Raw genomic sequence first — 26,516 nt, 5'->3', positions numbered from 1 at the left:
CGAGCCACAGCATATATCAGTTAGATCCGTCTAATTCACGACAACCGATGCTGAGCGACGTGATGGAGGACTACCTGAAGGCCATCTACGTGCTCCAGACCGAGAGCGGGCCGCCGGTGTCGACCTCGGCCATCGCCGAGCGGGTCGGGAAGACGCCGCCGACGGTGACGAGCATGCTGGAGACTCTCGAGGATCGCGGGCTCGTCGAGCGCGAGAAGTACAAGGGGACCGAGTTGACCGAGGAGGGGCGGACCGTCGCGCTGGAGGTGCTCCGGCACCACCGGCTGCTCGAGGCGTATCTCGCGGAGCACCTCGATTACTCGTGGAGCGAGGTCCACGACGAGGCCGACGCGCTCGAACACCACATCAGCGAGGAGTTCGAGCGCCGCGTGGCCGCGGCGCTGGGCGACCCCGCCGTCGATCCGCACGGAGACCCCATCCCCGGAGTCGATCTCGAACCGCCGGCCGACGACGACGCTCGCCCGCTCACCGAAGTCGCGGTCGGCGACCGCGTCGTCATCGCACGCGTCAGCGACCGCGACGACGAGGAGCTCGAATACCTCGACCGCGCGGGCATCACCCCGGGGACGACGATCGAAGTGCTGGACGTCGCCCCGTTCGGAATGGTGACCGTCGAGGTAGGGCCGGACAGTGACGAGATCGTCGGCGCGAACGACGACGAGGGAACCGACACCAGCCGCGACGGAACCGGCAGCGGCGCCGCCGCCGACTCCGGTCGCGAGCAGAGTCTCCCCGAGACGATCGCCGCCGCGGTCCGGGTCCGCCCGGTCGAGGAGGTGAACGGCGCCGCCGCGACCGACGCGGGGGTGGGCGGCGCGTGAGTTTCTGGGAGATCGTCGTCGTCGCGGCGGTCGCACAGTTGGCGGTGCTTCCTGGCGAGAAGGTCCAGTTCATCATCGCCGGGCTGTCGACGCGGTACCGCCCCGCGGTCGTCGTCGCCGCCGCAGGAACGGCGTTCGCCGGCTGGACGGCGCTCGAGATCTGGTTCGGCGCCGCGCTCCAGTCGGTGCTGTCGGGGGCGATGCTCGACGCGTTCACCGCCGTGATGTTCCTCGCGTTCGCCGTGATCCTCCTGCGGTCGGCTCCCGCAGCCGACGCGTCGCCGTACGCGGCGGAACCGGACGGCGGAACCATCGTTTCCGGTCTGGACGGCACGGTGAGCCTGTTCGGACACGAGATATCCGGCCGGCTCGGGAGCTTCCTCTCCATCTTCACGATGATGGCCGCCGGCGAGTTCGGCGACAAGACCCAGCTGGTGACGATCAGTCTCGCCGCGCAGTACGGCGTCACGCCGGCGATCTGGGTGGGCGAGATGGCGGTCATCGTTCCGGTGAGCCTGGCGAACGCGTACGTCTTCCACCGCTTCAGCCACCGGTTCGACGCGCGGAAGGCGCACCTCGCCGGCGCGGCGCTGTTCGCCTTCTTCGGGCTCGACACGGTGCTCGCGCTGGTCACCGGCTTCTCCGTCTGGGAGGAGGTCGTCACTGCCGTGTCCTCCGCCATTCTGGCGCTCGCGTAGCGGACGGACGCTCACGACCGACGGCGGACGTGAATCGAGGCGTTATTCACGGCAGCGTGCCTTCTGCTCAGCCGTGACAGTCGCCGCTTCGCTGCTCGCCGGCGTCGTGTTCGGCCTCGCGCTGGCCGCGCCGCCCGGCCCCATGAACGCCGTCATCGCCGAGGAGAGCGTGCTTCGGGGATGGACCGCGGGCGTGCGCGCCGGCCTCGGCGCGGCGACCGCGGACGCGATTTTCTTCCTGCTGTCGCTCGTCGGCGTCGTCGGCTTCCTGAACGACGCGCCGCTGGTGAAGGGGGTCATGGTCGGCGTTGGCGGCGTCCTCATGCTGTATTACGCGTACGGCGCGGCCCGCGAGATCCGTGGCTCGTTCCTCGGCGTCGACACGGATCTGGTCGACGAGGAGTCGGCGGGCTTCCGAAAGGCGCTGGCGCTGGCGCTGGCGAACCCCTACCAAGTGGTGTTCTGGCTCACCGTCGGCGTGGGGCTGCTCGAACCCGGAGAGATCGACGTGTTCGGCGCGGCCGACGTGACGGAGCTCGCGGGGACGCTCGTCGTCCAGACCGGGAGCCCGGCGCTGGTGCTCGGCTTCTTCGGCGGCATCGGCCTGTGGGTGACGGGGTTCCCCGGCGCCCTCGTCGCGGCGAAGCGGCGCGTCGAGGCGCTCGCACCCGTCGTCGCCGCGCTGTCGGCGCTGTTGCTCGGCGGCTTCGGCGTCGCGTTCCTGTTCGACGCGGCGCGGACGCTCGGCCCGCTCATCTGAGTCGCCGCGGCTGTCCCTGCGTCCGGTTGGGCTGACAGGCGACCGTCTCGTGCGCGTCGCCAATTCGCCGACTCGGGGCGCGCTTTCCCGACGCGCGTGGTCGCACACCCGCTGGCGCGCCGGGGCGGTGGTTACTGCATCGGCGACGGTGGTCCCATCTCGGTATAAGAACTTCCGCCCCGCTACTGCCGGGCCGGGTCGGCGGTCAGCCGCCAGCACCCGACGACACGGCAACCCCTTTACACCCCGACGCGGAACGAGCGTCCATGTTCGCGAAGTCGACGTGGATCAAGCTCCCGCGGAACGTCCTCGTCGGACACGGCGTGCTCGACGACGCCGGGACGGCGGTCGCGGAGCTGTCGCTGGCCGGGACACCGCTGCTGGTCACCTCGCCGACCCCGAACGAGCTCGCGGGCGACCGGCTGCGCGCACAGTTCGACGGCGTGGAGACAGTTACGGTCGACTCGGCGAGCTTCGGCGCCGTCGCCGAGATCGTCGAGGCGGCCGAGGCGGCCGGGGCGACGTTCCTCGTCGCGCTCGGGGGCGGCAAGCCGATCGACCTCGCGAAGATGGCTGCCGACGAGCTGGGCGTCGGTTTCGTCTCGGTGCCGACGGCCGCGAGCCACGACGGCATCGTCTCCGGACGGTCGTCGATCCCCGAGGGAGACACGCGCCACTCCGTCGCCGCCGACCCGCCCCTCGCGGTCATCGCCGACACGGAGATCATGGCGAACGCGCCGTGGGAACTCACCACCGCCGGCTGCGCCGACATCATCTCGAACTACACCGCCGTCAAGGACTGGCGGCTCGCACGGCGGCTGAAGAACGTGGAGTACAGCGAGTACGCCGGCGCGCTCTCGGAGATGACCGCCGAGATGCTCGTCGACAACGCCGACTCGATCAAGCAGGGGTTGGAGGAGTCGGCGTGGATCGTCTCGAAGGCGCTCGTCTCCTCGGGCGTCGCCATGTCGATCGCGGGGTCGTCGCGGCCGGCCTCGGGCGCAGAGCACCTCTTTTCGCACCAACTCGACCGGATCGCCGAGTCGCCCGGGCTCCACGGTCACCAGGTCGGCGTCGGCTCCATCCTCACGGAGTTCCTCCACACCGGCGAGAACGGCCAGTGGCGCGCCATCCGCGACGCGCTAACGGCCATCGGCGCCCCGACGACGGCCGCCGAACTCGGCATCGACGACGAGACGGTGATCGAGGCGCTCACGACCGCCCACACCATCCGCGACCGCTACACCATCCTCGGCGACGGCGTCAACGAGGACGCCGCGATCGAGGTCGCGTCGTTCACGGGCGTCATCTGAGGCGGGCGGCTCCGCCGAGCGCCGGTCAGTCGTCGCCGCGGGCGCCGCCGGCGACAGCGCCGGCCGACGGGCCGACCCCGGTTTCAGTCTCCGAGTGATCGTCGAGTCTCTTGAGCCGCTCGCCGAGCGGCGGGTGCATCGACAGGGAGGCGAGCACCCGCCGAAGTCGGCCGCCGGCGGGTGCCGGCCGGCCCAGGTGCCCGCCGGCGGCGAGCCGGGCGAGCGCGTCGCGGAAGTCGTCTCCGGAGCCGCGGGCGGCGACCGCGTCGGCGTCGTACTCGGTCCAGCGTGCGGTGCGCACCGAGAGATACGCCAGCGGAACCGCGAGCGCTGCGCCGGCGACGAGCCCCGCGCGGCCGAACAGCGTCGCGTCGATCGCCCACGCGACGGCGTACGCACAGGGGATGCCGACCCGCAGCGGGACGTGTCCCCTGGCGAGGTGGGCGTGCTCGTGGCGGACGACGGCAGCGACGCCCGCCGGATCGAGTTCGCGCAACAGCCCCGTCGAGACGAACACGCGGCCGTGACCGGCCGTCAGCCCGGCGGCGTACGCGAGCACCCGGCCGTCGCGCCGAAGGACGCCGACGCGGTCGGCCGGGACGCCCTCGCGCTCGACCGCGCGGGCGACCTCCGCGGGGAGCGGGGCCGGGCGCTCGGCCCGCGAGACGAGCGCCGGGGCGAGGCGAACGCCGAGGAATCCGACCGCGATGAGCGCCCACAGCTCCCACCAGTCGCCCGCCCACGAGATGACGGCAGGAAGCGGTGAGGGGAGGGCAAAGAGGAACACATCGGTGGCTTCGCGTCCGCGCGTGTAGGCTTTTCGCCCAGCTCGAAGGGACAGCCGAGAGTCGGCGCGGAAGGGCACGTACAGCCGGAACAGCGTTGGCCGATCCAGGGTGTCGATGGCGACGCGAGAGGCGTCGGGCACACGCCCGGCAGTGGTGGGCAAGGGAACGAGATCCACTCCGTTTGGGCGGGAACCCGAAGACGCAAGTCGGCGCCGCCCCAACCGCGGGTAATGGCAACAGCGGACGCGAGCGGCCCGCTCGGTACCGTGAAACAATATCCGCGCGCGACGGTCGCGGTGGTGTCGGTCGTCGGCTACGCGCTCGTCATCGGCACGTTCGCGGGCGTCGTTCCCGACTCGGTGTTCCCGTCGCTCACGCAGGGCGAGGTGAACCTCCTGAGCCACGCCATCGCCGCGGTCAACACCGTGACGACCGCGCTGCTCGTGCTCGGATGGCGGTGGATCCGCGCGGGTAAGGTGCGCAAGCACGCCGCCGCGATGAGCGCTTCCTTCGGCCTGATCATGGTGTTCCTGGTCTTGTACCTCACCAAGGTCGGCGGTGGTCCCGGTGAGAAACACATCGTCATCCGCGAGACCGCGTTCCTCGGCGCGTACGCCGGCGCCGTCGAGGTCGTCTACCTCGCGATGCTCGCGATCCACATCGTGCTGTCGGTCGTGACCGTGCCGGTCGTGCTGTACGCGATCGTCCTCGGGGCGACCCACACGCCCGAAGAACTGCGGACGGAGACGCCCCACAAGCGGATCGGACGGATCGCGGCCGGCACGTGGATCGTCTCGCTGACGCTCGGCGTCGTCACCTACGTGCTGCTCAACTGGGTGTACGCGTACGAGTTCGTTCGCGTGGCGCGGTAGGCCCCGACGGCGACTGCGCCGCGGCCGGACCGCGGTGGCGGCCGCGTCGATCAAGCCGACCGGACCGACGTCCGATCACCGGTCTGGCCGGCCGGCTCCCGAACCTCTTTGCCCGGACGCGCGAAGCGAACGTGCGTGACTGATCTCAGCGAGCGAACGGAGTGGATCGGCGACGCGTTCACGAGCGACGTCGGCTGGGACCTGCTGGAGGACCTCGTCGACGTGGGCAACCGCATGGCGGGCCAGCCCGGCGAACGGGACGGGCTCGAACTCGTCCGCGACGCGCTCGCGGAGGCGGGCTGCCGGAACGCACGCGTCGACGAGTTCGAGATCCAGGGCTGGGAGCGGGGCGACTCCGGGATCGCGGACGGCCGCCGTCGAGAGCCGTGCATCGCGCTTCCGCGCTCGCCGAGCGGGACGGTGACCGCCGACTTCGTCGACCTCGGCTACGGCGTCCCGTCCGACTTCGAAGAGGGCGACGTGGAGGGGAACGTCGTGATGGTGTCCTCGGACACGCCCGACGACTTCGACCGGTTCGTCCACCGCACGGAAAAGTACTACTCCGCCGTCGAACACGGCGCCAGGGCGTTCGTCTTCCGCAACCACGTGGAGGGCTGTCTCCCACCGACAGGCTCCGTCGGCACCGACGACGACCCCATCGGCGACATCCCCGCCGTCGGCGTGAGCGCGGAAGTCGGAACGCGCCTCGCCCGCCGGGCGGAGGGCGACTCGGTCACCGTCGACGTCGACTGCGAGACGCCCGCGGCGACGAGCGGCAACGCGATGGCCGAGTTAGGGCCTGAAACCGACGAGGAGGTTTTGGTCTCCTCGCACGTCGACGCCCACGACATCGCGGAGGGCGCGATGGACAACGGCGCCGGCACCGCCACGATCGTCGAGGTGGCGAACGCGCTCGCCGGTGTAGCGGACGAACTCGACACCCGCGTCCGGTTCGTCGCCTACGGCGCCGAGGAAGTCGGCCTCGTCGGCTCCGGGGTCGAGGCCGAGCGCGCCGACCGCGACGGGGTCAAAGCGATCGTCAACGTGGACTCCAACGTGTTCGGCCGGACGCTGTCGCTGTCGACGCACGGCTTCGACGACCTCACGGCTGCCGCCGATCGACTGGCCGAGCGCTTCGACCACCCGGTGTCGACGAGCGAGGAGCAGGTCCCCCACAGCGACCACTGGCCGTTCGTGGTCCACGGCGTCCCCGGCTACATGGTCTCTGGCGAGACCGAGGGACGGGGGCGGGGGTGGGGACACACCGAGGCCGACACCCTGGAGAAGTTGGAGGCACGGAACCTCCGCGAACAGGCGATCCTGCTGACCGCCCTCGTCGCAGATCTGGCCGACGGCGATACCGAGGTGGCCCGTCGCGAGCCGAGCGAGATCGCGGCGGCGCTGGAGGACGAGGATAAGGCGACCGGGATGAAAGTGATCGGCGACTGGCCGTACGACGACGACGGGACCGTCGTCCGGTAGCCGGCCGCCGACGACGAACTCCGCGGGATGGTCCGGTCAGCCGAACCGCCCGAGCAACCCGAGCGTCCACCGGAGGACCTCCGAGCAGGCGAACAACGCTCCCTCGGCCCGCGAGAGGACGCGCCCGGTCCACATGGCCGTGACCATCGCGACGGAGACGACAGCGAGCCACGCGAGCGTCTCCAAGGCGGCCGGGCTGACCGTCAGCGGGCGGATTACCGCCGCGACACCCACGATTGCGACGGCGTTGAAGACGTTGCTCCCGACGACGTTGCCGACGGAGACGCCGAGGCTCCCGCGGCGCAGCGCCACCAGCGAGACGGCGAACTCCGGGGTCGAGGTTCCGGCCGCGACGATCGTTCCCCCGATCACCCACTCGGTAACACCCGCACCGCGCGCCAGCCCCGACGCCGCGGCGACCAGCGCGTCGCCGCTGACGAGCACGATGGCGAGGCCGACGACCAGGAGGGCCCCGTCGCGGCCGCGGAACTGAACGCGCTCGGTGATCTCTCTCGTGATCTCGACGCCCCCGGAAGTGTTCGCTCCGGTCATGCCGTCTGACGCGTCCGTGACGGCGGTTCCGGTGTGGAGCAGGTAGCCGGTGTAGGCGACGAACGCGAGCGCGAGCGCCGTTCCTTCCGCCCGCGTGACCGAGAGATCGAGCAGCACGACACCGCCGACCGCGGTGCTCGCGAGCAGTGCGAGCCCGTCGCGACGGACGAGCGACGACGCGACCGGGATCACCCGGACCAGCGAGACGACGCCCAGGATGAACGCGAGGTTGTAGATGTTCGACCCGAGGAGGTTGCCGACGCCGAGATCACCGAGTCCCTTCAGCGCCGCGTCGATCGTGACCGACAGCTCCGGCGTGGACGTTCCCATCGCGACAACGGTCAGACCGACGGTCAGATCCGAGAGGCCGAACCGCCTCGCCAGTCGGACGACGGCGTCCACGAGCAGGCGCGCGCCGACCCACAGCCCGACGACCGCGACCGCGACGACGGCCAGTTGGACGGCAAGTTGGCCGATAGCCGAACGCACGTCAACGACTATCCGAACGAGCGACATCAGTCTGGTGACCGACCGTACGACTGCGACCGTCCGTGGGCTCCGGGACGCAGACCCCGCCGGTTAAGTCGACCCCCGGTCAACCCCCGACACCATGACCGAGTTCCGCGCGGCGCTGGCGGGCGACGACGGCACCCTCCGTGACGCGGTCGAGGCCGCCGGCGGCGTGGTCGTCGACGGCGCCGCCGATCCGGACGCGGTCGTTACCATGGGTGAGCGCGCGCTCGTCGACACCGTCCTCGACGATCCCGCCGCGCCGGTGCTCCCGGTCGACGCCGGTGGCGGGCCACACGCCGTCCAACGAGTCGACGCCGAGACAGCGCTGGAGGCGCTCGCGGCCGGGCGCAGCCGGACAGAGTCGCGAGCGACGCTCTCGGTGACGGTCGACGGCGACCGCCGCGCGCGGGCCGTGCTGGACGCGACCCTGATGACGGCCGAGGCGGCGCGCATCTCGGAGTACGCCGTCAGCGCGGGCGCCGACGGGGAGCCGATCGCTCGCGTCCGTTCCGACGGCGTCGTGGTCGCGACGCCCGCGGGATCCAGCGGGTACGCGCGCGCCGCCGGCGGGTCCGTGCTCACGCCGGGGACCGGCCTTTCGGTGGTCCCGGTCTCGCCGTTCGCGACGACCGCCGATACGTGGGTGGTCGCCGATGAGGCGGTCGTGCGCGTCGAGCGCGACGACTGCGACGTGCGGCTGATCGTCGACGGCGAGGTCGCCGGCGTCGTCCCGCCGAAGGCCGACATCCGCGTCGCGGTCGACGGACACGTCCCGTTCCTTCGGGCCCCGCCGGCGACTGGGTGGTCCCGGTCGCGACGCTGAGTCGGCGTTCCCGATCCGGGCTCCGCCTCGCACGGGATTGGAAAGCTTCTAATGAGTCGTGGACCGATTTCCCCATATGTTACCGTCACCGCTGGAGTTCCTCGTCCCGCTCGGGGCGTTGGAGTCCGTGGCGGATGTGCTGCCGTTCGCCATCCTCGCGGTCGTGCTCGTGAACGTCGTTACGCGGCTGCTCGCACAGCGGAGCTACGTGCAAGCTGCGGCCGATGGAGACGACGACGAAGCGATGAGCCGGTATCTCCCCCACGAGACGGCGAACGTCCTGCTCGTGGTGCTGTCGTTCGCGTTCATGATCGTCGAGCCGCACGGGGGGATGGTGCTGTCCATCCTCGTCATCGGGATGGTCATCTCGGACTTCTTCGAGTACGAGTCCCGCCGCGTCGAGGCGCGGAACAACCTAGAGATCGACCGCCCCAACAGCGCGCTCGTCGCCTCGGTGCTCGTGATCGCCTACGCCGGGTATCAGGCGCTGTTCTTCGTCATCCAACCGCTCTGGAGCGCGATCGTCTGAGATTCCGCCGCCGACGCCGTCTCCGTCCGGCACCGCCGCCGTCCCCACCTCGCTCGGGTGCTGAACCGCCGGGAAGCGAACGGTTTTCATGGTTCTCGCGCACGCGACCACATGCCCAGCTACGACACCGCGCTGTTCGTCGGCGGCACCCGCTTCATCGGCCGGCACGCCGTCGAGGCGTTCCTCGGCGCCGGCTACGACGTCACGACCGTTACGCGCGGCGAGCACGGCGACCCCTTCGCCGACCGCGACGGCGCGGAGAACCTGCGCGGCGACCGAACCGAGCGCGCGGATCTGGTGGACGCCCGCGACGCCGTCGATCCCGACGTCGTCGTCGACTTCATCGGGCTCCACCCGGGCGAGGTTCGCGAGGCGACCGACGTGTTCGCCGACGCGCGCTACGTGTACGTCTCCTCGGGGTCGGCGTACGTCCCCGGCGACGTGCCGATGCGCGAGGGCGAGACGCCCCTCCACCCGTGCGACCCCGAACAGGAGGACGACGACTCCGTCGAAACGTACGGCCCGCGCAAGGCCGAGTGCGACCGCGCGGTGTTCGCGGCCGCCGACGAGGGCGTCGAGGCGATGGCGGTCCGCCCGGTGCTCGTGCAGGGGCCGCACGACTACACAGAGCGCTTCGGCTACTGGGTGAACCGCGTCGCCGAGCATGACGAGGTACTCGTCCCCGGTGACGGCGGATCGCTGCTCCACCGGGTGTCCGTGCGCGACCTCGCTCGCGCGCTCCTGTTGGTCGCCGAGGAGGGAGCGCCCGGCGAGGCGTACAACGCCGCCGACCGATCCGCCTACTCCCTCGATCGCTCGCTGGAGTTGATCGCAGACGCACTCGACACGGAGGTGGAGCCAGTCCACGCGAGCGCGCGCGAACTCGCCGCCCACGACGTGGCCCCGATCGACGTGCCCCTCTACGCCCCCGACCCGATGCTCGTGTCGACCGAGAAGCTCGCGGCCCTCGGATGGGAGTCGACGCCGCCGGCGGAGTACGTCGCCAACACGGTTCAGGCGCACGTCGAGGCGGGCGTCACCGGCCCCGAGGAGTCGCTCGACCGACGGACCGAGGAAGCCGTTATCGCGGCGGTGGCCGACGAGTAGCGCCGCCGGCGACGTGTCGGGCGCTCGCTCGCCCGCGCACCCCGCCGCGAACCGGAGATCCGTCCGGGGACCGCGAGGTTTTCGGCCGCCGCGCGCGACGCCCCGCGTATGGCAGACACCGCGCTCGTCATCGGCGGCACGCGCTTCATCGGGCGACACGTCGTCGACGACCTGCTCGACCACGGCTACGAGGTCACGATATTCAACCGCGGGAACCACGAGAACCCGTTCGACGGACACGACACGGTACAGCACGTCGAGGGCGACCGCCGCGAGGAGCTGGACCTGAAGACGGCGAAGCTCTCGGTCGAGCCCGACGTCGTCATCGACTGCGTCGCCTACTACCCCGAAGACGTTCGCGTCGCCACCGACGTGTTCGCCGACGTCGACGGCTACGTGTACATCTCCTCGGGGTCGGCCTACGGCGTCGAGGAGATTCCTAAGCGCGAGGGCGAGACCGAGCTGTGCGAGTGCACCGACGAGCAGGCGACCGACGACTCCCACGACTCCTACGGCCCGCGCAAGGCGGAGGGCGATCGCGAGATCGCCGCCGCCGCCGAGGAGGGCGTGAACGCCATGTCTGTCCGGCCGTGCATCGTCTACGGCCCGCACGACTACACCGAGCGGCTGGACTACTGGATCGACCGCGTGCTGGATCACGACCGCGTGGTCGTCCCCGGCGACGGGCAGAACCTCTGGCATCGCGCGTACGTCGAGGACGTGGCGAGCGCCCTGCGGATCGTCGCCGAGGCGGGCGAGCCCGGCGAGGCGTACAACGTCGGCGACCGCCGACTGGTCACGATGGAGGAGATGATAAACCTGATCGCCGACGCCGCCGACACAGACTGCGCGGTCGTCCACGCCGGCGAACGGGAACTCGCGGCCGCCGACCTCGCGCCCGAGGACTTCGTGCTCTATCGCGACTACCCGCACGTGCTCGACACGGACAAGCTGGCCGGCCTGGGCTGGGAGTCGACGCCGCTGTCGGAGGCGATGGAGGCCACGGTGGCCGAACACCGCGACAGCGACCGCGACGGGAGCGAACACGATCCCGGGCGGGACGCAGAAGAGCGCGTGCTCGGCGTGCTCGACACGCTCTGAAGCCGGGAGTCGGCGTCGCTGCCGTCGACTGGTCGCGTCAGCTCGCGTCGAACTCGCGGTCGTGGCTCATCTCGGCGACCTCGTCCTCGAGCCACTCGCGGAACCACTTCACGCGCTTGATTCGCTCGTGTGCGATCGACTCGGCGGTGTCGCTCTCGACGCGCGAGGCGTGCTCGCGGCCGCGCTCTAACACGCGCTGAACCATCTCGGCGGCGTCCATGTGCGTCCGCGCCTCGTATCCCATCCGGAGGATCATCAGCGTGGTGCCGTTGGCACCCACCTTGTCGAGCAGGTCGGCCTCGATGAGACACTGCGTCTCAAGCGAGAGGTCCGTCACCGGCCCCTGATACGAGTGGTCCTCGACGGACGAGCACACCTCGGCGACGAACGACTCCGGGTATTCGCCGTGCGTTTCGAGGTACTGCCGCGCGACGCGGGCACCCTCTTCGGCGTGGACGTCCTGGTCGGCCTCCAGCTTCGACACGTCGTGAAACAGCGCGGCGACGCGCACCACGTCGGTGTCCGCGCCCTCCTTGGCGGCGATCTGCTCGGCGATGTCGACCACGTTCAGGATGTGGTTGAAGCGGTACTCGGCGGAGTGCCACGGGTACCACCGCATCCGGCCGCCGTCGTCCTCGCTCTCGACGGACGCCGCGAGGTACTCGCGAACGAAGTGCTCCATGTCCGCGATCTCCTCGGAGGTGACGCGCGAGCCCTTTATTTCGACGCCCACGGTGTCCACCCCCGGTGTAGATCAGTTCGCGAAGAGACGAATGATATTCTCATTACGGAATGATACGGCCTGTTTCGTCCTTAGTCGTTACGACAGGTCGGACCCGGCGCGGCGAACCGAGCCGAACCGACCGACTCGGCGACGCGGGGCCCGAACGGCCGCCTCACGAACCGCTAAGTGCGCCCGTCGCCCACGTTCGGGCGTGACCGAACAGCTGTATCTCGCGGACAGCACCGTCGGCGAGTTCGAGGCGACTGTCGATCGCGCGCTCGACGACCGCGTCGTCCTCGACCGGACGCACTTCTACCCGACTGGCGGCGGCCAGCCCAACGACACGGGGACGCTCCGCGCGCTCGACGCTGCCACCGGCGGCGACGCTGACGGCGCCGAGTTCGCCGTCACCGACGTGGAGAAGACGGACACGGTGTACCATCACCTCGACGGCGCGGCGCCGCCCGAGGGCACGCGCGTCCGCGGCGTCGTCGACTGGGACCGCCGGCACGCCCATATGCGCTACCACACCGCCCAGCACCTCCTCTCGGCGGTCCTGCTGGCAGACTTCGACGCCCGGACGGTCGGCAACCAGCTCTACGCCGACCGCGCGCGCCTCGACGCCGAGCACCCGAAGTTCTCCGAGACCGACCTCGCCGACATCGAGGCGCGCATGAACGCCCTCGTCGACGACGCGCTCCCCGTGCGCCACTACACGATGGACCGGGAGGTCGCCGAGGCAGAACTGGACACCGAGCGCACGCGGATCGACCTGCTCCCGAGTTCGATCACCGAGCTTCGGATCGTGGAGATCGGCGGGGCGCGGAGCGCCCCGGGAAGCGCGAGCGGGGAGGGGGGCGACGCGCGAGCAGCCGGGGCGGACGACCCGTTCGACCGAACCGCCTGTGCCGGTACCCACGTCGACGGGACCGACGCGCTCGGCGAGGTGACCGTCGAGGGTCGAACGACGCAGGGCGGCGAGAAGGAACGCGTGGAGTTCACGCTCGCGGACACGTGAGCGACGACGCACTGATCCGCGAACCCGGCGAGGTCCGGCAGGTGATCCCGCGCGACGCTATCCCGTCGGTCGACGACCCGACGTTCGTCGCGGTCGCGGACGGCGAACTCGATCCCGACGAGGAGGTGATCGCCCTCGAGATCGACGGAGAGGCCCGAGCTTACCCCGTCCGGTACCTGCACTACCACGAGATCGTCAACGACGAGATCGCCGGTCGGCCGGTCGCAGTCACGTGGTGCCCGCTGTGTGGCAGCGCCGTCGTCTACGACCGCGTCGTCGACGGGCGAACCCTCGAGTTCGGCGTCTCGGGAAAGCTCGCGGACGACGACCTCGTCATGTACGACCGCGAGACGGGGTCGGAGTGGAAGCAGTCGGCCGGTGTCGCTATCGGCGGGAAACTCCGCGGGACGCGCCTCGACGTCTTGGCCGCGTCGCTGTACACGCTATCATGCTTTCGCGACCACCACCCCGAGGGCGCGGTCATGGCCCCGCCCGGCGGGGCGAGCGAGGCCGCCAGCGACGACGACAGGCCCGCGAGCATCGACTACGACGCCGGGCCGTACGAGGCGTACTTCGACACGGAGGGGTTCGGACTGGAGGCTCACCGCGGCGACGGGTCCGGTTCCCGCACGTGGGACCTGGACTGGCTCGACCCGAAGGCCGTCGTCTGCGGCCTCTCGTTCGACGACGCGAACGGGGACCGGGAGTCCGTCGGCGTGCCCGAACCGGTCGTCGCCGACGCGGGCGGCCTCGTGACGCTCGCCGTCGGAGCCGTCGACGTCGTCGTGTTCGCCACCGACGACCGCGGCGTCCACGCCTTCCGCGATCCCGGATACGACTGGGAGCCCCGTTCCGGCGGATTCCGCGGCGGCGACGCGCTGTGGAACGGCGCGACCGGCGAGACGGTCGATCAGCCGGCGGCCCACACCGGGGCGGCGTCCGTCGGCGACGCGCTGGAGCGGCTCCCCGCGCGCCGCCTGTTCGCGTTCGCGTGGGTCGACGACCACGGCGCAGACTCGCTGGTTCGCGCCTGACCGTCGCTGACGACCTGCCCGTCCCCGGCCGCTATTTCAGACGTGATATTCAGGAGCGCAGCTATTTATGACAGTTCCGGGTAGCGACTGCCAGCGGCACAGGGAGTGCGGACGAACCAGGACATGCTCAGACCGAGCGATTACGACCCGAAGGAGTTGCGAGCGTTGACGGGAGCGGCGGCGCCGACGCACGCCGACGAGGAACCCGACCGGTGGACGCAGCCGGACGATTTCCTCGGTCGAGCGGACGCGCGCGTGCGGGCGGCGCAGGTGGAAGACGCCTTCCTCCTTCAGGCGGCGGCCGGCGGCGCGAGCAGGCCCTACCTGCCGAGTCTTCCGGACTCGGTGGTCGGGACCCAGCTCGTGCTCGACTGGTTACGCTACCTCGTCGGCGTCGGCGGGCGCGAACGCGCCCGCGAGGCGCTCGCCTTCTATCGGGACGTGGAGTGGCTCGACGAGTCCGTCGAGGACGCCCTCGCGGCGTACCTCGAAGCCTTCGACGACACCGACGGCTCGCGGCTCTCCGTCGGCCACCATCGCACGAGCCTGCTGTTCGTCGCCCGCCTCGCCGCGCTCCGATAACCATGGCAGCAGAATCTGAATCCGCAGACGACGACAGTTTCGAGTCCAGCAATCCGACCCCGATCGGCGTGAAGCTCGGCTCCACGCGGACCGTGCTCCGGTACCCCGAGGACGCCGACAGCGACGCCCTCACGACGGTGCGGACGCTCACGTGTCTCGCGCTGTACGAGGACGCGATCACCGGGAGCGAGAAGGCCCTGTTCGGGGAGCAGGCCGCCACAGAGTACCCCGACCGCGTCGAGTACATGCTCCGCTCCGGACTCCCGGAGGACGACGAACGAGCCGAGCTCGCCGGCCGGTTCTTCCGAGAACTGCTCGCGGCAAACGACGTCCCCGCCGACTCGGCGGTCGTGTACGCCATCCCGACGATGGAGAACGACGCCGGCTTGGAGAACCTCACCGAGGTCATCGAGTCCTCGGACATCGGCGCAGACACCATGCGAGCGTACCCCGAGTCGCTGTGCGGTGCCATCCCTGCGATGGGCGGCGGGGTCGAGGCCGTCGACGACGTGTTCATCTCCGTGAACATGGGATCGACGAACCTCGAGGCCTGCGCCTACCGCCGCGGCGACCAGCTCGTGCCCTTCTCCACCGGTTCGGTGACGGGTAACGACGTGGACCGCCGCATCGTCGCCAACGTCGAAGAGGAGACGCAAGGGCGGGTGCACGTCGACCTGACGACCGCCCGAGAGTACAAAGAGGAGCACGGCAACGTCGGCAACTTCGAGCCGTTCTCGGACGTGATCCAGCAGCCCGGCGGCGGCTCCCACGAGTTCACCATCGAGGACAGCGTCGTCGACGCGCTCGACTGGTATCTCGACGCCGCCGTCGACGAGGTGGCCAACGAGTTCCTCCCGGAGCTCGCCAACGACTACATGAAGGTGTACCAGCTCTCGCTGAACAACGAGATCGCCGTCACGGGCGGCATGGCGTGCATCCCCGGCCTCGCCGAGGAGTTCGAGCGTCGGCTGTGCGAGGAGCTCGACCGCGACGTGACCGTGGTCGTGCCCGACGAGCCCGACCTCGCGGCCGCGGAGGGCGCTCGGCGCATCGCCGAGAAGCTCGCGGGCCAGTAAGGGGCCGATGAGCGGCTTCGACTTCGAGGGCGACGCGGACGACGACCGCGACCGGCCGGCCGACGGTCACGACGGGTCGGCGGTCGAGCCACCGACCGACGGCGGCTCGTTCGGCGCCGACGGCGCCGACACGGTCGTTTCGCCCGCCGAGCCGTCGCCGCTCGACGACCCCGATTCTCTCGGTTCGACCGACCATGTCGTCAGCGGCGGCGACGGCGATGTAGCTTCCGGCGTCGCCGCCGGCGACCGGGCGGTGGGGGCGCCGGCTTCCGATCCCGTCGAGTCGCACCTCTACGCCGGCGAGGAGGTCCGTGCGGACCTCCCTGCCGCCGACGGTCGCCTCGTGGCGACGAGCCACCGGGTGCTCGCGTACGCGCCCCACGCGGACCCGGACGAGCGCGCGACCCTCCGCGGGGTCCACCGCGTCAACGTAACGGCCGTGTCGCCGTCGTCGACCGCGACCGACTGGCTCGTCCGGCCCATCGCCTACGCCGTGGTCGGTGGACTCGCGATGGTGCTCGGCGGCTCGACGGTCTCGCTCGATTCGATGAACGCGGCGACGCCCGAGGGCGCCGGCGCGGCCGGCCTCGGCGGACTCCTCTCGATGGTCGGCGGCGTGCTCTCGGTGCTCTCGCTCGTCGACGACGCACTCCGGGTCGGCGGCGCGCTCGTCCTCCTCCTCGGCGTGGCGTTAATGGGCGTCTATCTCGCGACTCGCGGTCGCGAGGTCGTCGTCGAGACCGAAGGCGACGCGGACACCCTTCGGCTCGACGCCGACGGCATCGACGACGGAGCGATCGAGCGGTTCCGAACGGAGGCCGGCGTCGAGGAGGAACGGTCGACCGGGACGTTGGCTCGGCTGCTCGGTCGATAGAACGCGACGGCGGGACCGCGCGAAGACCGACGGCGAATCGCGCCGCCGCGGATCAGCCGTGCTGCGGGACTTCGACGAGACGGCTACCGGGTCACAGCTCCCCGAGCTTCCGGAGGAGCTGACCGCGGTAGCGCTCGTCGGCGGTGACGCCCTTCACTTCGAGGACGTTGCGCTCCAACTTGTCGAGTGCGACGTGGAACGCGTGCTCGGCGCCGTACCCCTCGCCCGAGCCGGCGACCTGACCGTGCGTGGTCCGCAGCCGGATCTGTGCCTGGATGAGCGGCGTTCCCCGGAGTTTCTCTTTGTGCTCGTGGAAGCGGACGTGCGCGTGGAGCACGCGCATCTCCTGGTACTTGTTCGACACCTGCCCGATGGCTTCGCGGATGTCCTCGCGCGAGAGCGTGTCGAGCAGGCGGACGTTCGTCACCTGCACGTCCATCGCGTCCTCCTCGGTGAACGTGAGCGCGCGCAACACGTCGGTCTTGGTGAGCACGCCGGCGACCAGATCGTCGCGCTCCCCGGGGGTGACGACCAGCCCGCTCACGTCGTTGTCCATCATCAGCTCGACCGCCGCACGCACCGACATCTCGGCGGTGACGGTGAGCACCGGCGACGACATCATGTCGTACACCGGCAGGTCGAGCATGCGGTCGAGGTCGCCGCTGCGGTCGCCGCTGCCCTGCCGCTCGTCGTCGCGAACGACGAAGTCCACGATGTCGTGGGTCGTGAGGATACCCTGCAGGTGGCCGTTCTCGTTGACGACCGGGAGCCGCGAGATACCGTTCTCACGCAGCCGGTTGATCGCCTGGCCGACGTGGGCGTCCTCGGGGACGGTGACCACGTCCTCGGTGTAGATGTCGTCGACGGCCAGCGCGTCCAGGTTGTCGAGGACGGCCGCGAGGATGTCGTCGACGGTGACGATACCGTACAGTCGCTCGCCCTCGTAGACGGGCGCGATCTTCACGTTACCCTCGACCAGCACGCGCGCGACCTCGCGTACGTCCTCGGTGCGGGCGACCTCCGGCGCCGACTTCATCAGCGCCGCGGCTTTGGTGTCGTCGTCGACGCGCGAGTTGATCAGTTCGCGCTCGCCGATGACGCCCGCGTACTCGCCGTTCTCCATCACAATGATGCCCTTCGGATTCTCGCGATCGAAGATGGCGCGGATCTTCCCGAGTCGTTTGCCCGCGTCCACCTCTACGAACTCCGGCACGGCGATATCTGAGATGTCCATAACTCCAATACGGGGGTACGATCCCCCGTGTATTGAAGCTTGGTTCGGATCCCGGATACTGAATGTGTGTGCTGTGCTACCAGCAGACGCAGTAAAACCCCCAAACAGCGGGATGATTCAACCGGATCCAACCGACGAAGACACGCCGGCCCACCGTTCGCCTGGCTGATAAGTCAGAACTGGATCGGAGGCGACAGCGCCACCGTCAACGACGCAGGCTGAGTCGCGAACGTCAGTACCGTACAATACGTGCAGGTCGGTGACGAACTCGGCCGCGGATTCGACGGTAGTCGACGCCGTCCGCGACCAAAGCCGGCGGGCGTGGGTCAGACGATCCCCTCGGCGTCGCCGATGGGCGTGACCGAGTAGTCGACCGTCTTCGTGTCCGTCGTCGCGCGGATCTTCCCGACGAACGTCGAGATCTGTTCGAGGTTGCCCTCGAGGATGAACAGCTCCATGCAGTTGTGGTCGCCGACGTGGCTGTGGAAGTTCGAGGCGACGATCTCCTCGTGTTCGTGTCGAAGCTGCATCATCCGTTCCTCGACGGCCGTCCCCTCGTAGTCGAACACCACGGTGACGATACCCATCAGCTCGCGGTCCTCGAGCGTGCGGTCTTCGAACTCGCCGAGGAGGTCCCTGGCTGCCTCACGGAGGAACTCGCTGCGACCGGTGTAGCCGTGCTCCTCAGTGAACTCGTCGATTCGGTCGACGAGGCTGTCCGGCATCGAGACGCTGACGACACCCATGTATTAATTGAAGGGCGATGAGTTACTAAGCCTTCCGTATCACTGGCTAGACTCGTCGGTGAGTCGGCCGACAGCGTCGCTGACGCGGTCGAGCCGGACCCGTTGGTCGTCGGCCGCGTCGGCGATCTCCTCGACGTTGCGCCGAACCGCCGCGGCCTCGGTGCTGGCCTCCTCGACCAGCGAAGCGACCGCTTCGGTTGTCGACGCCTGAGAGTCGGCGGCTCGCGCCACCTCCTCCACGCCGGAGGCGGCTTCCCGGATCGCCTCGGCGATGCTATCGAGTCGCTCCATCGCCTCGTCGACGCGGTCGACTCCGTCCTGAATCCGCTCTTCGGTCCGTTCGAGGCTCTCGACGGTGTCCTCGGCGCCGGTCTGGATGTTCTCGACGAGTGATTCGATCTCCCCGGCGCGCTGTTGGGACTCCTCAGCGAGGCTTTTCACCTCGTCTGCGACGACCGCGAAGCCGTCGCCCGCCTCGCCCGCGCGGGCCGCCTCGATGTTCGCGTTGAGCGCGAGGAGGTTCGTCTGGTCGGCGATCCCGTCGAGGACCGACACGACCTCGTCGATCTCGCCCACCCGCTCGCGGAGGTCGTCGAGGTCGTCGGTCACCTCGTCGGTCGCCGCCTCGATGTCCTCCATCGTGTCGCGAGCGTCGCCGGCGGCGTCGACGCCCTCCTCGGCGAGCGTCTCGGCGTCTCCGGAGACCTGGGCGACCTGTTCGGCGCTCGCGGCCACCTCCTCGACGTTCGCCGAGAGCGTCCCGACCTCGGCCTCCGCGTCGGCCATCCGATCGGCCTGCAGCTCCGCCAACCCCGCCAGCTCGTCGGCGTTGCTCGCAACGCCGGCGGCCGCGTCGCCGATGTCGTCGAGCGGCGCCTCGACTTCCCGCGTCACCTCGTCGGTTAGTTCCCGTCGTCGTTCGATCTCCGTCTCCATCTGCTGGACGTACGAGTCGATGTACGTGTCCATCGCGACCTGCTGGTCCAACAGCAGCAGTTTCAACAGCGGGAGCAGTCGGTCGGTAAACCGCGCGAGGGCGTCGTCGCCCGGCGACGCCGGCTCCACGCCCGCCTCGGAACGGGCCTCGTCGGCGAGTGCGTCCATCAGTCCCTCGTAGTAGATGCTGTAGCCCGAGAAGTACACCCGCGGGCCCAGGTCCAGCATGTCGTGGAGCTTTCCGATCCGGGCGCGCCGCTGGAAGTAGTCCTCCCCGTAATCGCCGCCGGCGAGGTCGGTCAGGTACTGTCGCTGGGTCCGCTTCAGCGCCTCGATCCCCTTACTCGACCGGCCGAAGATCGCGTTCGTCTCCTCGTGGTCGGTGAAGTGGTCGTAGAACTCGTCGACCAACGCCGGCGCGAGGTCTTCCAGCAGCGGTTCGAGCGACGAGAGCGTCTCCTCGTCGCTCGGAGAGAGTCTGCTGTACCGCTTTCGCTTTCGGATGTCAGCCTCGTCGAGGCCGAGCCGCGCGGCCAGGTCGGCCCCGTCGACGCCGCGGCGATCGGCATCGCTCACCATGAAGCCGGATGAGCCGCCTGGCGGTCCGTCGGTGCCCGGTCCGTCCAGGGGCGACCCGCCGGCGCCCGCGACGCCGCCGTCCGTTTGCGTCCCCGAGTGTCTGCCCTGTTTCGTCCGGTCGTCCGCTCGCCCTGCGTCGTCGCGTCGTTCGGTTGCTCGACTGCGATCGCCGCCCGCTTCGGCGTCGGTCCGTGGTTCCCGCGATCCCATGTACCCGAGCGTCCCCGCCACCGCGTCTTAACCCGAGCGCCCCGATTATCACACCCGGATCCGCCAGGTGAATGCTTATCCCCGGGACGGAGTAGAGTCGTCCATGGCGAGACGGATCCTCATCGTGGACGACTCCGGCTTTCAGCGAACGCTCATCCGGGGGATCCTCGAGGACGACTTCGATGTCGTCGGCGAGGCCGAGAACGGTTCTGAGGCGGTCGACCTGTTCGAGGAGACCCGGCCGGATCTGGTCACGATGGACATCATGATGCCCGAGGTGAACGGGATCGAGGCGACCAGCGACATCAAAGAGCGCGATCCCGGCGCGTGCGTCGTGATGTGTACCAGCGTCGAGCAGCGCGACCAGATGCGGCAGGCGGTGAAGGCGGGCGCCGACGGCTACGTCACGAAGCCGGTCGAAGAGGACACGCTGCGCTCGGAGGTCGAAAGCGCGCTCGCATCCTGACCCGGTCGCCGGCGGTCACAGGTCCGCCGGGTCGAACACCAACTGGAGGCTGTTCTCCCGGAGCCACTCGCGGTGGCTCGCATACGCCGGGTCGCGCTCCTCGACGATCGACCAGAACGCGTCGGAGTGGTTCAGCTCGCGGCGGTGTGCGAGCTCGTGGATCACGACGTACTCGCTGATCGCCGGCGGCGCGAACAGCAGCCGCCAGTTCAGGCTGACCGTCCCCGACGTCGAGCAGCTCCCCCACTTCGTCCGCTGGTTCCGCACCTCGATCCGGCGGTAGTCCACGCCCATGGCCGCCGCGTGGCGGTCGGCGAGAGACTCGAACCGCTCGCTCGCCAGCCGTCGGTACAGCGTCTCCAGCGCCCGCTTCACCGACGTGTCTTCGACGTGGTGGGCCGCCAGTCGGAGGGCGTCGTCGCTGGCAACCGAGTACGACCGCGTCTCGACGACCACCTCGTGCGGTTCGCCGAGGTACGGGAACGTCGCCCCCGCCTCGAACCGACGCTCCGGGAGTCGCTCCCGCCGGGCGGCGGCCTCGCGTTCGCGCTCAAGGACCCACTCGGCGTGCGAGCGGAGCACCGCTGTCGGGGTGACGACCGCGCCGTCCGGGATCACGACCGTCACCCCCCCGAGTCCCACGTCGATGCGAGATCGCTCGGCGCGCGCGCTGTGACGCACCTCGTAGGCGACGGTCTCACCCCCGAGGTCGATCGTCGACGGCGCTGCCATCGTGCGCATTCACCGGATCCGAATACAAAATTCCTCTGACGCGACGGCTCCGGTAGTCGGTCGAGAACAGCAGGAAAACGAGTGGATCGAGGCGGATTCGAACCGCCGGATTGCGTACGGAATCGTCTCATCAGCGAGGCGAGTAGTATCCGGCAGCGAGAACTCATTGGAGGTGCTGGTTCGTTATCTCGGATACATGCACTCCGCACCGACAGTCGACCGTCGCGTATACAGAGGCGTCCGCGAAACGACGGTCCAGAGAATGGGACGGACGAAGGAGCCAGATGAAGTGTTCTGTGAAGCCTGTGGCAAGGCGATCAAGGAGCGAGCAGAGTTGTGTCCACACTGCGGCGTTCGGAACGCAGGAGACGCCGCAGCAGTTGGGAGTAGTCACAACCCCGTGAACTACGAGACGACCGTGGGACCGAGCTGGTATTACGCGATCGCCGTCCCGACGCTGTTCACGATTCCGTCATTCGTACTGTTTAGCCAGCAATCGTCCGCACAGACTACCGGGCTGTCGTTCGTGTTCATTTTCGCGTTCCTCGCGTCGGTGTTCGCTCCGATTATCGGCGCGTACTTCGACCGACAGTACGTTCGCGCGAACTCAACGTGGGACCCATCTCTTGCCTGGCAAGTCGCGCTGTTCTTCCTATACCCCGGTAATGTGGTCATCGCGGCGTTCTACCTGTACCGCCGCCACGAAGTGCTCGGAGAGCCGTGAGAAGAGGAGACGCTGTCGGCAACACTGTATCCTCAGAAGCGACAGGAAAACGAGTGGGTTGGGGCGGATTCGAACCGCCGACCTGCTCCGTGTGAAGGAGCCGTCATAACCGGACTAGACCACCAACCCGCACCTGAGGATATCCCGGTCGAACGCTTAAGGCTTACCGTCCGTGACCGCGACGCCGCTCGTCGCCGAGAGCGACCCGAGGATTAATCCCGTCCGACGACCGACGAGCGGGCGTGACGAAGATCGAAGTCGACCTGCCCGACCGAATTGACAGCGAGATCTCGCGCCTCGCCGAGCAGGGGGAGTTCCTCAATCGAAACGAAGCCATCGAGGACTTCCTCACCCGCGGCCTCAAGGCGTACGACGTGGAAAGCGACGCGAGCTCCGAAGGAGAGGCCGACGGCGACCTCTTCACCGACGCGATCGACGAACAACAGGACCCGGCAGCCCTCGACGACGATATGGGCGACGAGCCGACGTTCTGATCGGAGCGGTTCGTCGATCCTGGCGGTCTTTCCCGGCTCTTTGCTCGAAAAATCGCTGACCGTCGGGCGGCGACGTTACCCCTCGTCGCCCTCGGTTCGGTAGTCGCGGAGGCGGTCGCGTGCCTGCTGGACGGCCTCTTTCGCTTCTCCCTCTGCCCGCTTCGACAGCTCCGTCAAGTCAGCCTCGAGGCGGTCGAGCCGGGAGGGCTCCGGCTCCTTCTCGCGACCGACGATCTCGCGCACCCGCTCTTCGACCGGTTCCAGTTCCTCCTTCACGCCGGCTTTCGCGTGGTCTGCGGCACGGCCGAGATAGTATCGCGCGTCCTCGAAGTGCTTGGGCATACTTGTCCCGTGTGGAAGGACGGATAAACCGTTTGTGGGGGTCGACGCCGTCGCGGGGCCGTTGGGTTGCGGTCAGCCGGTCCTCGCTACGCGTAGTCGGGGGCGTCCTCGGGGACGCCATCGCGGGCGTTGACGACGCGCGCGAAGGTGAACAGCGCGTCCGACAGCCGGTTGAGATACGTCACGGCCTCGGCGTTCACCGGCTCGTCGTCGGCGAGGTCGACCGCGCGACGCTCGGCTCGGCGGACGACCGTCCGCGCGTGGTGGAGCGTCGCGCCGGCCTCGCTCCCGGAGGGCAACACGAAGTGCCGGAGCGGCTCCAGTTCCTCGTCCAACTCGTCGATCCAGTCCTCCAACTGTTCGGTGTGGCGCTCGCGGACGGCGGGGTCGTCCTCGTCCGGGTCGGGGTTGGCGAAGTCCGCCTGCAGGACGTGGAGGTGGTCCTGGACGGACCGCAGCATCTCGTCCACGTCGTCGTACCCTGTCGGGCGGATCGTCCCGATGAGCGCGTTCGCCTCGTCGACGGTCCCGTACGCCTCGATCCGGGGGGAGGTCTTCGACACCCGCGACATGTCGCTGAGATCGGTCTTCCCCTCGTCGCCGCGGCCCGTGTAGATCGTCATCGCCGACTCACGCGAGGGTTCGCTCGACGTACTCCAGGATGTTCGCCGACTCGTTCATCGTCACCCCGCGCTCGTCGTCGACGAGCACGGGGACGCCGCGCTGCCCGCTGGCGCGGGCGACCTCGTCGCGCTTCGAGTGGAGCGCCTCGGTCCAGACGGTCTCGTACTCCACGTCGGCCGCCTGCAGCGCGTCGTGGACCTTCTCGCACCACGGACAGCCGTCCAGCGCATACAACGTGATGGACATACACCTGGGGTGGGTCGCCGGCGGCAAGTAGCTTGCCACGCCGGTGACCCCGTCGCCGGTCGCCCGTCGCGGTGTGGTCGCGGAGCCGGGTCCCGGCGACGGCCCTGAATCGGACACCGCGCCCGAACCCGCTGGTTCCAGAACGGTCAAGTGCTCGTCACCACATCGCCGCGTATGCAGCACGGAGTCGATCTCGAGTCGTACTACGATCTGCGGCTGCTCTCGGAGGTGTCGGTGTCGCCGGATGGCGAACGCGTCGCCTTCACCGCACAGGAGTCCGACCCGGCGGCCGACGAACACCGAACGGGATTGTACGTCGCTCCGGTGGACGGGAGCCGCGACCCGCATCGGCTCACCCGAGCCTCGTCCGCGTCGTCGCCGACGTGGGGGCCCGACGGCGACACGCTCGCGTTTCTCGCCGCGCGCGAGGAAGACCTCGACCGCAAGCGCGGCCGAGTCGACGACGGGGGCGACGAGTCGGCGGCCGACGGGAACGGCGGCGGCGACAGGAACGGCGGCGGCAACGGCGCCGGCGACGATGGCGACGCTGAGCCGAAGCCGCAGGTGTGGGCGTTCGACCTCGCGCTCGGGGGCGACGCCAGACAGCTGACCGCCTTCGAACACGGCGTCGACGGGGTCGATCTAGCGCCCGACGGGGAGCGGCTCGTCGTCGCCGCGCGCGACCCGACAGAGGAGGAGGCGGAGTACGTCGACCAGCGCGAAGACGGCGGCCCCATCGAGGTGACTCGACTCCAGCACAAGCGCGACGGCGCGGGCTGGCTCGACGACGTGACGACGTACCTCTTCGTCGGCGACCTCGACGCGGAGGCGGCCGACGCAGCCGCGTTCAGGCGCCTCGACGACGCCGCCGGCGCCGGATCGGCCGAACCGCTCGCCGGGCTCCAGCCCGCCTGGGGACCGACCGACCGCGTCGCCTTCACCACCTGCGTCGACGAGAACCCCGACGACTCCGGCGCCTACGACGTGTGCACGATCGCGCCAGACGGCGCCGAACGCCGGGTGGTCACCGACGGGAGCCTCCGGTGTGCATCGCCGACGTGGTCGCCCGACGGCGAGCGTCTCGCGTTCGACGGCAGCAACTACGACAACTGGTACGAGCCCAACGAGGCGTACGTCGCGCGCGACGAGGCCGGCGCCGACTTCGAGTCCGTGTCCGCGGAGTTGGACCGCACGCTCGCGCGCGCCGGCGCGCCGCGGTGGCTGGACCAAGACACGATCGTCGCGCCGATCGCGGACGAGGCGTGGACTCGGCTCGCGGTGTGCCCGCTGGACGGGGAGCCGCGGCGGGCGTTCGCCCGCCAGGGTCGCGACCGGACGGTCGCCGCCTTCGATCTCGCCGGCGACGCGGTCGCACTCGGCCTCACGGCCGCCGACCAGCCGCCGGACGTGTACGCCGTTCCCGGCGCCGAACTGCGCGAGAACGACGCCGGCGGCCCCACGAAGCGCCTCTCGGCGCTCAACGACGAGTGGCTCGACGAGCACGGTGCTGCGCTCCCGGACTGCGAGGTCGTCGCCTGCGAGACCGGCGAGGTTCGCGGGAGCGACGCTCCCGCGAGCCAATCGGGCGCGTCCGTTTCCGACGACGGTGAGGAGATCGAGGCGGTCGTCTACTACCCCGCCGACTTCGACCCCGACGGCGACGACACGGCGCCGGCGGTCTGCGCGATCCACGGCGGCCCGATGAGCTACGACGCGCCGGGGTTCCGGTTCGACGTGACGTACTGGACGAGCAAGGGGTACGTCGTCGCGAAGCCGAACTACCGCGGGTCGACCTCCTACGGTCGGGCGTTCTCGGAGGCGCTGAAGGGGAGCCGCGGAGAACTGGAGTCCGAGGACGTGATCGCGGCGATGGAACACCTGGTCGGCGAGGGGGTCGCAGACCCCGACCGGCTCTTCTGCACGGGGTTCAGCTACGGCGGCATCACGACCGCGCACGTCGTCACCCGGACGGACATGTTCGCCGCCGCCGCGCCAGAACACGGCATCTACGACTTCTACAGCAACTTCGGGACCGACGACAACCACAACTGGCACCAGTGGGAGTTCGGGATGCCGTGGGAGAACGAGGCGCTGTATCGCGACATCTCCTCGATCACTCGCGTCGACGAGATCGACACCCCGCTGTTGATCACCGCGGGCGAGCAGGACTGGCGGTGTCCGCCGACGCAGGCCGAACAGTTGTACGTCAGCGTCCGCAAGCGGGGCGTCGACGCGAAGCTCGTCATCTACCCGGACGAGCACCACAACATCGGAACTCCCCAGCGGGCGACGCATCGAATCGAGGAGCTGACCGAGTGGTTCGAGACCCATGATCCGGGCGTGGACGGGGAGGCGAACGAAGTGCGCGACTGAGTCCGCGGCCGTCGGAGCCGGCGCGGATGCGTGGGCGCTACCGGCTGCTGCCCGCCGCTACCGAGCCGCCTCGCCGTCGCCCGACGCGGCCGTCGCTACCGGATGTGAAAGAACGGAAAAGC

At 69.6% G+C, this 26,516-nt stretch carries 29 protein-coding genes and 1 tRNA gene; 19 read left to right on the top strand and 11 right to left on the bottom strand.

Going from position 1 to position 26,516, the window contains the following annotated elements; all coding sequences use genetic code 11:
• Positions 1–47 precede the first annotated feature (47 nt).
• The 4 genes from P0Y41_RS12540 (at position 48) to P0Y41_RS12525 (ending at position 3,613) form a co-directional block, all read left to right on the top strand.
• Positions 48–842 (top strand): metal-dependent transcriptional regulator, encoded by a 795-nt coding sequence (locus P0Y41_RS12540; RefSeq protein ID WP_284061656.1) that lies wholly within the window; start codon positions 48–50, stop codon positions 840–842.
• Positions 839–1,540 (top strand): TMEM165/GDT1 family protein, encoded by a 702-nt coding sequence (locus P0Y41_RS12535; protein WP_284061655.1) that lies wholly within the window; start codon positions 839–841, stop codon positions 1,538–1,540. Before P0Y41_RS12540 ends, P0Y41_RS12535 begins: the two co-directional genes overlap by 4 nt.
• A gap of 73 nt (positions 1,541–1,613) precedes the next feature.
• Complete coding sequence (locus tag P0Y41_RS12530; RefSeq protein ID WP_284061654.1) at positions 1,614–2,300, top strand: LysE family transporter; 687 nt, start codon at positions 1,614–1,616, stop codon at positions 2,298–2,300.
• Between the two features lie 266 nt (positions 2,301–2,566).
• Positions 2,567–3,613 (top strand): NAD(P)-dependent glycerol-1-phosphate dehydrogenase, encoded by a 1,047-nt coding sequence (locus P0Y41_RS12525; protein WP_284061653.1) that lies wholly within the window; start codon positions 2,567–2,569, stop codon positions 3,611–3,613.
• Positions 3,614–3,638: 25 nt separating this feature from the next.
• Here the strand turns inward: P0Y41_RS12525 and P0Y41_RS12520 are convergent, their stop codons facing one another.
• Positions 3,639–4,541, bottom strand: a complete 903-nt coding sequence (locus P0Y41_RS12520; RefSeq protein ID WP_284061652.1) for a M48 family metallopeptidase — start codon at positions 4,539–4,541, stop codon at positions 3,639–3,641.
• Positions 4,542–4,631: 90 nt separating this feature from the next.
• On the opposite strand from P0Y41_RS12520, the gene P0Y41_RS12515 reads away from it, so the two are divergent.
• Positions 4,632–5,273 carry a DUF420 domain-containing protein gene (locus P0Y41_RS12515; protein ID WP_284061651.1) on the top strand — a complete coding sequence of 214 codons (642 nt, stop codon included), beginning with the start codon at positions 4,632–4,634 and terminating at the stop codon, positions 5,271–5,273.
• Positions 5,274–5,408: 135 nt separating this feature from the next.
• Positions 5,409–6,755: a M28 family peptidase gene (locus P0Y41_RS12510; RefSeq protein ID WP_284061650.1), complete on the top strand. Its 1,347-nt coding sequence runs from the start codon at positions 5,409–5,411 to the stop codon at positions 6,753–6,755.
• A gap of 36 nt (positions 6,756–6,791) precedes the next feature.
• Here P0Y41_RS12510 and P0Y41_RS12505 read toward each other — a convergent pair whose 3' ends face one another.
• A complete protein-coding gene (locus tag P0Y41_RS12505) occupies positions 6,792–7,796 on the bottom strand; it encodes a calcium/sodium antiporter (RefSeq protein WP_284061649.1) in 1,005 nt (334 codons plus the stop codon).
• Between the two features lie 121 nt (positions 7,797–7,917).
• Between P0Y41_RS12505 and P0Y41_RS12500 the strand changes: the two genes are divergently transcribed.
• The 4 genes from P0Y41_RS12500 to P0Y41_RS12485 all read left to right on the top strand — a co-directional run bounded on the left by P0Y41_RS12500 (position 7,918) and on the right by P0Y41_RS12485 (position 11,380).
• The gene (locus P0Y41_RS12500) at positions 7,918–8,643 is read left to right on the top strand and encodes an NAD(+)/NADH kinase (RefSeq protein WP_284061648.1); all 726 of its coding nucleotides are present in this window, start codon (positions 7,918–7,920) and stop codon (positions 8,641–8,643) included.
• A 76-nt stretch (positions 8,644–8,719) separates the two neighbouring features.
• A complete protein-coding gene (locus tag P0Y41_RS12495; protein WP_284061647.1) occupies positions 8,720–9,172 on the top strand; it encodes a DUF7313 family protein in 453 nt (150 codons plus the stop codon).
• 111 nt (positions 9,173–9,283) lie between these two features.
• Complete coding sequence (locus tag P0Y41_RS12490) at positions 9,284–10,279, top strand: NAD-dependent epimerase/dehydratase family protein (RefSeq protein WP_284061646.1); 996 nt, start codon at positions 9,284–9,286, stop codon at positions 10,277–10,279.
• Between the two features lie 108 nt (positions 10,280–10,387).
• On the top strand, positions 10,388–11,380 hold the full coding sequence (locus tag P0Y41_RS12485) for an NAD-dependent epimerase/dehydratase family protein (protein ID WP_284061645.1): 993 nt from the start codon (positions 10,388–10,390) through the stop codon (positions 11,378–11,380).
• 37 nt (positions 11,381–11,417) lie between these two features.
• Here P0Y41_RS12485 and P0Y41_RS12480 read toward each other — a convergent pair whose 3' ends face one another.
• Entirely contained in the window at positions 11,418–12,113 is a 696-nt protein-coding gene (locus P0Y41_RS12480) for an HD domain-containing protein (RefSeq protein WP_284061644.1), read from the bottom strand.
• 202 nt (positions 12,114–12,315) lie between these two features.
• On the opposite strand from P0Y41_RS12480, the gene P0Y41_RS12475 reads away from it, so the two are divergent.
• The 5 genes from P0Y41_RS12475 (at position 12,316) to P0Y41_RS12455 (ending at position 16,688) form a co-directional block, all read left to right on the top strand.
• Entirely contained in the window at positions 12,316–13,122 is an 807-nt protein-coding gene (locus P0Y41_RS12475; protein WP_284061643.1) for an alanyl-tRNA editing protein, read from the top strand.
• Positions 13,119–14,156 (top strand): DUF3179 domain-containing protein, encoded by a 1,038-nt coding sequence (locus P0Y41_RS12470; RefSeq protein ID WP_284061642.1) that lies wholly within the window; start codon positions 13,119–13,121, stop codon positions 14,154–14,156. The genes P0Y41_RS12475 and P0Y41_RS12470 overlap by 4 nt, the downstream gene beginning before the upstream one ends.
• A 123-nt stretch (positions 14,157–14,279) precedes the next feature.
• Positions 14,280–14,738 carry a FlaD/FlaE family flagellar protein gene (locus P0Y41_RS12465; RefSeq protein WP_284061641.1) on the top strand — a complete coding sequence of 153 codons (459 nt, stop codon included), beginning with the start codon at positions 14,280–14,282 and terminating at the stop codon, positions 14,736–14,738.
• A gap of 2 nt (positions 14,739–14,740) precedes the next feature.
• Positions 14,741–15,814 (top strand): actin-like salactin, encoded by a 1,074-nt coding sequence (locus tag P0Y41_RS12460; protein WP_284061640.1) that lies wholly within the window; start codon positions 14,741–14,743, stop codon positions 15,812–15,814.
• Positions 15,815–15,821: 7 nt separating this feature from the next.
• Positions 15,822–16,688 carry a hypothetical protein gene (locus P0Y41_RS12455; RefSeq protein WP_284061639.1) on the top strand — a complete coding sequence of 289 codons (867 nt, stop codon included), beginning with the start codon at positions 15,822–15,824 and terminating at the stop codon, positions 16,686–16,688.
• A 91-nt stretch (positions 16,689–16,779) separates the two neighbouring features.
• Here P0Y41_RS12455 and P0Y41_RS12450 read toward each other — a convergent pair whose 3' ends face one another.
• The 3 genes from P0Y41_RS12450 to P0Y41_RS12440 form a co-directional block, all read right to left on the bottom strand.
• Entirely contained in the window at positions 16,780–17,922 is a 1,143-nt protein-coding gene (locus tag P0Y41_RS12450) for a CBS domain-containing protein (RefSeq protein ID WP_284061638.1), read from the bottom strand.
• A gap of 326 nt (positions 17,923–18,248) precedes the next feature.
• Entirely contained in the window at positions 18,249–18,668 is a 420-nt protein-coding gene (locus P0Y41_RS12445) for a CopG family ribbon-helix-helix protein (RefSeq protein WP_284061637.1), read from the bottom strand.
• Between the two features lie 39 nt (positions 18,669–18,707).
• Positions 18,708–20,414, bottom strand: coding sequence for a globin-coupled sensor protein (locus tag P0Y41_RS12440; protein WP_284061636.1), 1,707 nt, complete (start codon positions 20,412–20,414; stop codon positions 18,708–18,710).
• Between the two features lie 82 nt (positions 20,415–20,496).
• Here P0Y41_RS12440 and P0Y41_RS12435 point away from each other — a divergent pair, with 82 nt between their 5' ends.
• The gene (locus P0Y41_RS12435) at positions 20,497–20,859 is read left to right on the top strand and encodes a response regulator (protein ID WP_284061635.1); all 363 of its coding nucleotides are present in this window, start codon (positions 20,497–20,499) and stop codon (positions 20,857–20,859) included.
• A gap of 15 nt (positions 20,860–20,874) precedes the next feature.
• On the opposite strand, the gene P0Y41_RS12430 is transcribed toward P0Y41_RS12435, so the two are convergent.
• Positions 20,875–21,591, bottom strand: a complete 717-nt coding sequence (locus tag P0Y41_RS12430; RefSeq protein WP_284061634.1) for a M48 family metallopeptidase — start codon at positions 21,589–21,591, stop codon at positions 20,875–20,877.
• Positions 21,592–21,787: 196 nt separating this feature from the next.
• On the opposite strand from P0Y41_RS12430, the gene P0Y41_RS12425 reads away from it, so the two are divergent.
• The gene (locus tag P0Y41_RS12425; protein WP_284061633.1) at positions 21,788–22,315 is read left to right on the top strand and encodes a zinc ribbon domain-containing protein; all 528 of its coding nucleotides are present in this window, start codon (positions 21,788–21,790) and stop codon (positions 22,313–22,315) included.
• A 54-nt stretch (positions 22,316–22,369) separates the two neighbouring features.
• Here P0Y41_RS12425 and P0Y41_RS12420 read toward each other — a convergent pair.
• Positions 22,370–22,444 (bottom strand) — tRNA-Val (locus tag P0Y41_RS12420).
• A 113-nt stretch (positions 22,445–22,557) separates the two neighbouring features.
• Here P0Y41_RS12420 and P0Y41_RS12415 point away from each other — a divergent pair.
• A complete protein-coding gene (locus P0Y41_RS12415; RefSeq protein ID WP_284061632.1) occupies positions 22,558–22,809 on the top strand; it encodes a DUF7120 family protein in 252 nt (83 codons plus the stop codon).
• Between the two features lie 75 nt (positions 22,810–22,884).
• Here the strand turns inward: P0Y41_RS12415 and P0Y41_RS12410 are convergent, their stop codons facing one another.
• The 3 genes from P0Y41_RS12410 to P0Y41_RS12400 form a co-directional block, all read right to left on the bottom strand.
• A complete protein-coding gene (locus P0Y41_RS12410) occupies positions 22,885–23,151 on the bottom strand; it encodes a DUF7553 family protein (RefSeq protein ID WP_284061631.1) in 267 nt (88 codons plus the stop codon).
• An 86-nt stretch (positions 23,152–23,237) separates the two neighbouring features.
• Positions 23,238–23,774 carry a cob(I)yrinic acid a,c-diamide adenosyltransferase gene (locus P0Y41_RS12405; protein ID WP_284061630.1) on the bottom strand — a complete coding sequence of 179 codons (537 nt, stop codon included), beginning with the start codon at positions 23,772–23,774 and terminating at the stop codon, positions 23,238–23,240.
• Between the two features lie 7 nt (positions 23,775–23,781).
• The gene (locus P0Y41_RS12400) at positions 23,782–24,021 is read right to left on the bottom strand and encodes a glutaredoxin family protein (protein ID WP_284061629.1); all 240 of its coding nucleotides are present in this window, start codon (positions 24,019–24,021) and stop codon (positions 23,782–23,784) included.
• A gap of 174 nt (positions 24,022–24,195) precedes the next feature.
• Between P0Y41_RS12400 and P0Y41_RS12395 the strand changes: the two genes are divergently transcribed.
• Complete coding sequence (locus P0Y41_RS12395) at positions 24,196–26,394, top strand: S9 family peptidase (RefSeq protein WP_284061628.1); 2,199 nt, start codon at positions 24,196–24,198, stop codon at positions 26,392–26,394.
• The last annotated feature ends 122 nt before the right edge of the window (positions 26,395–26,516 follow it).

The sequence above is a fragment of the Halobaculum halobium genome, assembly GCF_030127145.1.
Taxonomy (GTDB): Archaea; Halobacteriota; Halobacteria; order Halobacteriales; family Haloferacaceae; genus Halobaculum; species Halobaculum halobium.
The sequence above is the reverse complement of the archived record's forward strand: the minus strand, read 5'-3'. Positions and strand labels throughout refer to the sequence as shown.

Bases quoted from the DNA above. Each gene is read 5' to 3' on its own strand.
- P0Y41_RS12490 (WP_284061646.1), top strand. From the start codon at position 9,284: ATGCCCAGCTACGACACCGCGCTGTTCGTCGGCGGCACCCGCTTCATC.
- P0Y41_RS12515 (WP_284061651.1), top strand. From the start codon at position 4,632: ATGGCAACAGCGGACGCGAGCGGCCCGCTCGGTACCGTGAAACAATAT.
- P0Y41_RS12540 (WP_284061656.1), top strand. From the start codon at position 48: ATGCTGAGCGACGTGATGGAGGACTACCTGAAGGCCATCTACGTGCTC.
- P0Y41_RS12460 (WP_284061640.1), top strand. From the start codon at position 14,741: ATGGCAGCAGAATCTGAATCCGCAGACGACGACAGTTTCGAGTCCAGC.
- P0Y41_RS12525 (WP_284061653.1), top strand. From the start codon at position 2,567: ATGTTCGCGAAGTCGACGTGGATCAAGCTCCCGCGGAACGTCCTCGTC.
- P0Y41_RS12495 (WP_284061647.1), top strand. From the start codon at position 8,720: ATGTTACCGTCACCGCTGGAGTTCCTCGTCCCGCTCGGGGCGTTGGAG.
- P0Y41_RS12425 (WP_284061633.1), top strand. From the start codon at position 21,788: ATGCACTCCGCACCGACAGTCGACCGTCGCGTATACAGAGGCGTCCGC.
- P0Y41_RS12410 (WP_284061631.1), bottom strand. From the start codon at position 23,151: ATGCCCAAGCACTTCGAGGACGCGCGATACTATCTCGGCCGTGCCGCA.
- P0Y41_RS12450 (WP_284061638.1), bottom strand. From the start codon at position 17,922: ATGGACATCTCAGATATCGCCGTGCCGGAGTTCGTAGAGGTGGACGCG.
- P0Y41_RS12405 (WP_284061630.1), bottom strand. From the start codon at position 23,774: ATGACGATCTACACGGGCCGCGGCGACGAGGGGAAGACCGATCTCAGC.
- P0Y41_RS12455 (WP_284061639.1), top strand. From the start codon at position 15,822: ATGAGCGGCTTCGACTTCGAGGGCGACGCGGACGACGACCGCGACCGG.
- P0Y41_RS12465 (WP_284061641.1), top strand. From the start codon at position 14,280: ATGCTCAGACCGAGCGATTACGACCCGAAGGAGTTGCGAGCGTTGACG.
- P0Y41_RS12430 (WP_284061634.1), bottom strand. From the start codon at position 21,591: ATGGCAGCGCCGTCGACGATCGACCTCGGGGGTGAGACCGTCGCCTAC.
- P0Y41_RS12445 (WP_284061637.1), bottom strand. From the start codon at position 18,668: ATGGGTGTCGTCAGCGTCTCGATGCCGGACAGCCTCGTCGACCGAATC.
- P0Y41_RS12435 (WP_284061635.1), top strand. From the start codon at position 20,497: ATGGCGAGACGGATCCTCATCGTGGACGACTCCGGCTTTCAGCGAACG.
- P0Y41_RS12400 (WP_284061629.1), bottom strand. From the start codon at position 24,021: ATGTCCATCACGTTGTATGCGCTGGACGGCTGTCCGTGGTGCGAGAAG.
- P0Y41_RS12500 (WP_284061648.1), top strand. From the start codon at position 7,918: ATGACCGAGTTCCGCGCGGCGCTGGCGGGCGACGACGGCACCCTCCGT.
- P0Y41_RS12485 (WP_284061645.1), top strand. From the start codon at position 10,388: ATGGCAGACACCGCGCTCGTCATCGGCGGCACGCGCTTCATCGGGCGA.
- P0Y41_RS12395 (WP_284061628.1), top strand. From the start codon at position 24,196: ATGCAGCACGGAGTCGATCTCGAGTCGTACTACGATCTGCGGCTGCTC.